The following is a 4,474-nucleotide window of genomic DNA, read 5'->3' on the forward strand; positions in this document are numbered from 1 at the left end:
TGGTCGCCGTGATCGTGGCAAGCGCCGGACTCGCGTGGTTCAGCTGGCCGCGTCCAGACACGCTGATCCGCGTGACGCGCGGCGGCGTGGCGATGGTCACCGATGCGTACGGCCGCACCACACCACTTGGCGACACGGTGTTCGTGCGCGGCGGCGGGGCGCGCCGGACGATCCGCGTGGTGAACGAGGATACGATCCAGCATCGGCTGGCGATGTTCACCGTTCCCGCCGGCGATCAGACGGAGTACACCGCGCCCCCTGGCACCTTCGGTGGCGCCTGCTCGGCCCATCCGACCAGTACGCACCTCACGTTCGTCATCCGGTGAGCAGCCTCATGGTCGATGCCACGGCGCCCGCGGAGGCCACGGAAACACGTGGCATGAATGCCGCGCTCGACGAGGAGCTGCAGGCCCTGCAGAGCGCCGGGCTGCGTCGCACGCTCCGACAGGTGCATCAGCGACACGCCGGCACCGTGCTGCTCAACGGCGAGCGGGTCGCCGACTTCGCCTCGAACGACTATCTCGGGCTCGCGTCCGATCCACGTCTGGCCCGTGCGGCGAGCGCGGTGCTGCAGGCCGACGGCGTCGGGGCCGGCGCGGCGCGGCTGATCTCGGGAAATCACCCGATCCATGAAGCGCTCGAGCGTGCCCTGGCACGCTTCAAGGGCTGCGAGCACGCGCTGCTGTTTCCGTCGGGCTACATGGCGAACGTCGGTACGATTCCCGCGCTCGTGGGTCCCGGCGACGTGATCTACTCCGATGCGCTGAGTCACGCCTCGCTGATCGATGGCTGCCGGCTGTCCAAGGCAACGATCCGCGTGTTTCCGCACGCCGACGTCGAGGCGCTGGCCGAGATGCTCGAGGCCGACCGTCACGTGTTCCGTCGGGCGTTGATCGTGGTGGAAGGGATCTTCTCGATGGACGGCGACCTCTTCCCGCTCGACCGGCTGGTGCCGCTGGCGCGTCGGTTCGACGCGTGGACCTATGTAGACGACGCGCACGGCACGGGCGTGCTGGGCGCGTCGGGCGCCGGATCGGTGGAACACTTCGGGGTGACCGGCCAGATCGATGTGATCGTGGGGACGCTGGGCAAGGCGATGGGGACCTCGGGGGCGTATGTGGCCGGTTCGCAGGTGCTGGTGGACTATCTCACCAGTCGCGCGCGGTCGTTCGTGTACACCACCGGTGCACCAGCCGCCATTTCGGCGGCAACGCTGGAAGCGCTGCGGATCGCACAGGTGGAATCGTGGCGCCGTGACGCGGTGCGCGACCGCGCCACGCGCCTGCGCGCGCGCCTGCGTGCCGCCGGACGCGAAGCGCCGGGCATGCACGACGGACACATCATCCCGATCGTGATCGGCGATCCGATGCACACCATGCGACTCGTTGCGGACATGCGGCGTCGCGGCTTCCTGGTGGGGGGAGTGCGACCGCCCACCGTGCCGACCGGTACGTCGCGCCTGCGCATCTCGGTGTCGGCCGCGCACCCGATGGCACTCGTCGACGCCCTCGCTGCCAACCTCATCGATGCCATGCGCGGGATGCCCGGATGAGCCATCCGCACGATGACGACGATTTCGACCTCGACGAGAACTCGGTTGACGATCTCGACGGGTTCAGCGACGGCGTCGACCCCGATGACGACGGCGACGACGCACCGACCCACAACGCCGCTGATCTCGTGCTGCTGCACGACGCGGCGCACGTGTGGCATCCGTATACACAGCATCATCAGGCGCCGCTGCCGGTACCGATCGTTCGCGCCAAGGGCGCCTGGCTGTATGACGCGCACGAGCGACCGATCCTCGATGCCATCTCGTCGTGGTGGGTGACCACCCACGGGCACTGTCACGACGACATCGTCGAAGCCATCACCGCGCAGGCGAAGCGTCTCGATCAGGTGATCTTTGCTGGCTTCACGCACGAGCCAGCAGCGGCGCTCGCCGCAGCACTCGTGCAGCGCCTGCCGCGCAGCTTGTCGAAGATCTTCTTCTCCGACGATGGGTCCACCGCGGTGGAGGTGGCCATCAAGCTCTCGCTGCAGTCGTTCGCGAACCGCGGCACGCCACGCCGCCTGATCGCCGCGCTCGACAACGCCTATCATGGTGACACATTCGGCGCGATGGCGGCGAGCGGGCGCGGGGTGTTCACGCAGATGTACGAGCCGCTGCTGTTCGAAGTCGCGCGCCTGCCCGACCCCACCGAAGGGGACACCATCGCGGCACTCGATGCGCTCATCGCGGAGCGAGGTACCGAGTTGGCGGCGGTGATCGTGGAGCCGCTCGTGCTCGGGGCCAGCGGCATGCGCGTGTGGGACGAGCAGGTGCTGCAGGACATCCGCGCGCGCACAGCGGCCGCCGGCGTGCATCTGATCGCCGACGAAGTGCTCACGGGGTTCGGTCGCACCGGTCCGCTGTTCGCCTGCGAGCGGGCCGATGTGCGCCCCGACCTGCTGTGCATGTCGAAGGGACTCACCGGCGGTGTGCTGCCGCTGGGCGCGACGGCGGCCACGGAGGACATCTTCGATGCCTTCCGCAGTGCCGACCGCACGAAGACGTTCTTTCATGGCCACTCGTACACGGCCAATCCGATTGCCTGCGCGGCAGCGCTGGCCTCACTCGGGCTGTTCGACGACGACAGCGAAGACGATCGGGTGCGCATCGAAGTGGCGCACGCCCGTCACCTCGACGCAGTCCGCGGTGTGAAGGGGGTACGCGCGGTGCGGCAGATCGGCACCATCGCGGCGATCGAGCTGGACGCGCCTGCCGGCTACCTCAGCGACATCGGCCGCGAACTGGCCGCGTATTCGCTGCAGGAAGGCGTGCTGCTACGACCACTCGGCAATGTGGCGTACTGCCTGCCGCCGTACTGCATCACCGACAGCGAGCTCGATCTCGTGTACGGCGTGATCCACCGCTTCCTTGGTGGCGCGCGCGCCGAGGCAATCGGCACGGGGGGGCCCGTCGATGACTAGTCCGATCCGTTACGGCATAACCGGCACCGACACCGGGATCGGCAAGACGGTCGTGACATGCGCCCTGGCCGCGCGGGCGCGCGTGCTTGGGCTGCGGGTGGCCGCGATGAAGCCGATCGAGAGCGGGGTGATCGAACGCCCGGTGTCCGATCACGGGCTCGCGTCTGATGCCGACCGCCTACGGGCGGCGGCTGGATCGACGCAGCCGTTGTCGGTGGTGCGACCGTACGTGCTCGAGGAGCCGCTGGCGCCGATGATCGCGGCGGAGCGCGCCAACCTGGCAATCGACGTCGCCGTGCTCGACGCGGCGCTGGCGCGGATCGAACAGGACGCCGAGGTCGTGCTGGTGGAAGGTGCCGGCGGATTGCTGGTGCCAATCACCGCCAACGTGTCGTATCTCGACCTGTTCGTGCGCTGGCAGCTGCCGCTGCTGCTGGTCGCCGGCAACAAGTTGGGGGTGTTGAATCACGTGCTGCTCACCGTGCGCGCCGCTGAAGCGATGGGCGTGCCGGTGCGGGCCATCGTGCTCACCGCCCTGTCCGATCATGACACCACGGTAGCCGAGGCCACCAATTTCGATGCGCTGGTCACGCTGCTGCCGCACTATACGATTCTGCGTTTCCCGTGGGTCGACCGTCCTGATGATCTCGATGCCCTCGCGGCGGCCGCCGAAGGTGGTGGTCTTGATGTGCTGCTCTCCCCTTCTTCTCCATGATCTCCATGTCGTCCGGATTTTCTGACTGGCAACTCCTCGCCGACCGCGCCTTGGCCGGTGAGGTCATCACGCGTGAACAGGCCCATGCCGTGCTGTCCGCGCCGGATGATCAGCTGCTCGACCAACTGGCGGCGGCGTACCGCGTGCGACGCGCCACGTGGGGTAATCGCGTGCGCCTGCACTTCCTGCTGAACGCGCAAAGCGGCCTGTGCCCGGAAGACTGCGGCTATTGCTCGCAGTCGAAGATCTCCACCGCCGAGATCGAGAAGTATCCGATGATGGCGCAGGAGAAGATCATGGAAGCGGCCGATCGCGCCGCGCAGCTGAAGGCCGGCACGCTGTGCATGGTGATTTCGGGTCGGGCACCCGGCGAGACGGTGTTCAATAAGGTCCTCGACGCCGTGCGCGCGGTGCGCGCGAAGCACGACCTCAAGGTGTGTGCGTGCCTCGGTCTGCTCAACGAGGAGCAGGTGCTGCGCCTGAAGGAGGCCGGCGTGGAAACGGTCAATCACAATCTCAACACGTCGGCCAACTTCACGCCGGAAGTCGTGGGCACGCACACCTTCGAGGATCGGGTGAACACCGTGGAGGCAGTGAAGGCCGCGGGCATGAAGACGTGCAGCGGCGGTATTCTGGGCATGGGCGAGAGCGACGACGACGTGATCGATCTGGCGCTGTCGCTGCGCGAACTCGAGGTGAAGAGCGTGCCGGTGAACTTCCTGATCCCGGTGCCCGGCACATCGTTCGCCGGTATCCGTGAACTCGATCCACGTCGTTGCCTGCGCA

5 protein-coding genes are annotated in these 4,474 nt (G+C 67.6%); all 5 read left to right on the forward strand.

Going from position 1 to position 4,474, the window contains the following annotated elements:
* A partial coding sequence (locus ACIRA7_RS15145) for a hypothetical protein (RefSeq protein ID WP_396221677.1) occupies positions 1-326 on the forward strand: 326 nt, incomplete at its 5' end.
* Complete coding sequence (gene bioF / locus ACIRA7_RS15150) at positions 323-1,552, forward strand: 8-amino-7-oxononanoate synthase (RefSeq protein ID WP_396221678.1); 1,230 nt, start codon at positions 323-325, stop codon at positions 1,550-1,552. The genes ACIRA7_RS15145 and bioF, both read left to right, overlap by 4 nt.
* The gene (locus ACIRA7_RS15155) at positions 1,549-2,973 is read left to right on the forward strand and encodes an adenosylmethionine--8-amino-7-oxononanoate transaminase (RefSeq protein ID WP_396221679.1); all 1,425 of its coding nucleotides are present in this window, start codon (positions 1,549-1,551) and stop codon (positions 2,971-2,973) included. Before bioF ends, ACIRA7_RS15155 begins: the two co-directional genes overlap by 4 nt.
* The gene (gene bioD, locus ACIRA7_RS15160) at positions 2,966-3,688 is read left to right on the forward strand and encodes a dethiobiotin synthase (protein WP_396221680.1); all 723 of its coding nucleotides are present in this window, start codon (positions 2,966-2,968) and stop codon (positions 3,686-3,688) included. Before ACIRA7_RS15155 ends, bioD begins: the two co-directional genes overlap by 8 nt.
* A partial coding sequence (gene bioB / locus ACIRA7_RS15165) for a biotin synthase BioB (protein WP_396221681.1) occupies positions 3,685-4,474 on the forward strand: 790 nt, incomplete at its 3' end. The genes bioD and bioB, both read left to right, overlap by 4 nt.

Origin of the sequence: Gemmatimonas sp. (assembly GCF_044376735.1) — a bacterium.
GTDB lineage: Bacteria > Gemmatimonadota > Gemmatimonadetes > Gemmatimonadales > Gemmatimonadaceae > Gemmatimonas.

Excerpts from the sequence above, each read along its gene's own strand:
- bioD (WP_396221680.1), top strand. The coding sequence starts at position 2,966 with ATGACTAGTCCGATCCGTTACGGCATAACCGGCACCGACACCGGGATC.
- ACIRA7_RS15155 (WP_396221679.1), top strand. The coding sequence starts at position 1,549 with ATGAGCCATCCGCACGATGACGACGATTTCGACCTCGACGAGAACTCG.